The organism is uncultured Eudoraea sp. (genome assembly GCF_947258525.1).
GTDB lineage: Bacteria > Bacteroidota > Bacteroidia > Flavobacteriales > Flavobacteriaceae > Eudoraea.
This window is the reverse complement of the sequence record NZ_CAMYIP010000202.1, coordinates 1-2,141: the sequence shown is the minus strand read 5'-3', so window position 1 is coordinate 2,141 and position 2,141 is coordinate 1. Positions and strand designations below refer to the sequence as shown.

Genomic DNA, 2,141 nt, shown 5'->3' with positions numbered 1-2,141 from the left:
GCCTCTACTTGATAAATAGTAGATAGTGCTGTCATGTATAACCAGAGATAGGTCATCCCCGACCTCATTAAAATAGCCTAGAATTAATGCTTGTTTAAGCTCATTATCGAAATTATATTTTTTCCCCTGGCTTAAGTCCGCCTGCCGTTGACAAGAATATGAAATAGCCACTATGCCTAAAAAAAAATAAATTAACTTCATACTTAGTTATTATGTCATCTTCCTAATCCAAATAAGGTATAAAAAGAATGCTTTACATTCAGAAATCATATGATTACATAAATGAGTTGTTTGAACTCTTTTGTGTTTCTGTGTAAATATGTTCATCCTGGTAAAAAAGCATTGGTAAAATAAACGCGTAAAAATATATTCCCATTTGTCTATTCAATGCGACCTCGACAAATAGAAACAAAAGAAAAACCCCATATATGCTTAAAAAAGTCCACTTTTTATGTAAAAATCCAAGAATAATTATTCTAATACACATGAATAAAAAAAATGCAAGTCCTACAATTCCTAACTCATATAAAATTTGTAAGTAATTATTGTGTAGATTGAATTTTGAAATTGATTTAATTGCCTGACTGTATGCCGGGCTGTAGTCATTCATTAAAATAGTCTTCTCCACTTTCCATTTAAATATTTTTTCCCTGGAACCAAGACCATAACCAAAAAATGGCCTGTCATTAATATGATCCAGTGCAGTATTCCATAACCATATGCGCTGAGAAACCCCATCCTCCTTAAAGCTGCCAATATCCTTGGAGTCTCTTTTCTTAAATAGTTCGTTAAGCCTATTTTCTCCATAATTAAGGCCGGTCACAGCTAAAACTATAAGTGTAAGAAAAAATAGTGCTGAAATTTTATACCTCTTCTTTTTAATACTACTCAAAGTTGCGATTACCAGCAATAAAAAAAACATCAATATTGAAATTTTGGATTGCAAAAGAAATATGCATACGGCTAAAATTAAATAAATTATGATTTTATAGCTAAGTGCTAAATTAATTTTGGTCCTATATAAAAATACAAGCGCAGTAATTATGTAAAGGGAATAGTAAGAAGGATGCAGGTGCATAAAAGAGCCAAAATCAAAATATAACAAATGGTCAAAATTTTGATCGATTGTATACCTGTAAATCCCATAAGTCAATGAAATGACACAAGAGATAAGAACCCCTAAAATAAAAAAATCTTTGAATTTATCATAGTTTATCTTTTTGTAAATTTCCCCATATGCTATAAGTAAAGGAAGAATTAAAATTGGTAAAATGCGGATGAGTAATTCAGTTGCCCTGGGAATAAAATTGGTCCAAAGCATGCCAAAGGCATACAGAATAAATAAGGAAGAATAACAAAAAGTAAAAAGTCTTTCCAGTTTATTAAGTTTTTTTATTTTGATAATAAATAATGAACTTATTGCGAAAAATAAGAGGGAAATGGATGAAAAGAAAGGAGTAAGTGCAAATGAAAAGGCGAATAAATAGGTTACAAAACTTAAAACATTTATGCTATTTATTCTTTTAAGTACCATTTAATTTGTGGTCTTTTTGTTTATTCCTTCCTCAACAACGAAGAACATGAGTGTCAATATGGAAATTAAGAAGATATTAAAAACTAAATTAGAATAAAATAGAATCATGTAAACAAGGGCAACAAACAAAGTATAATTATTTTTCACAGCAAGTTTATATAATAAAAATGAAAAAATAACGAACCCTAAAAATCCCCAGTCAATCAATATTCTCATATAATCATTGTGAGGCATTATATCTATTTCTATTAAATTTTTTATAAATCTTCTGGAATATTCGTTCCCTTTTCCAAAAATTTTCTCCATAATGTTCCCCCTAAAATATTCTTCTTGAGATGTTATATATAGATAATTCCGAAGACCAAAAGAAGTATCCTGTTTGTTTCCATATCGCAGGGTAACCAAACTTGGAAACCATTCGATTACCAAATTGTAAAGGGGATAAATAAAAAGAGTTGTTAAGTAAAATGTTAAAAATATTCTTTTCCTGTTAACCCATACTTTTGAGGTGAGTAATACTCTTATTATAGGGTATATTAATAGAAATACTATAAGTAATCTGGTTTTCGTTAGATAAACAAGTACAAATGTGGCTATAAATAAAAAT

The 2,141-nt window shown here is 29.3% G+C and carries 3 protein-coding genes; all 3 read right to left on the bottom strand.

The features are described from left to right. Window positions 1–201: hypothetical protein (locus Q0X89_RS15620; RefSeq protein WP_297695859.1), on the bottom strand; the 201-nt coding region annotated here is incomplete at its 3' end. Window positions 202–274: 73 nt separating this feature from the next. Further along, complete coding sequence (locus Q0X89_RS15615) at window positions 275–1,078, bottom strand: O-antigen ligase (protein WP_297695872.1); 804 nt, start codon at window positions 1,076–1,078, stop codon at window positions 275–277. A 456-nt stretch (window positions 1,079–1,534) separates the two neighbouring features. After that, window positions 1,535–2,141 (bottom strand): O-antigen ligase family protein (locus Q0X89_RS15610; RefSeq protein ID WP_297695857.1); only part of this gene is annotated, 607 nt, incomplete at its 5' end.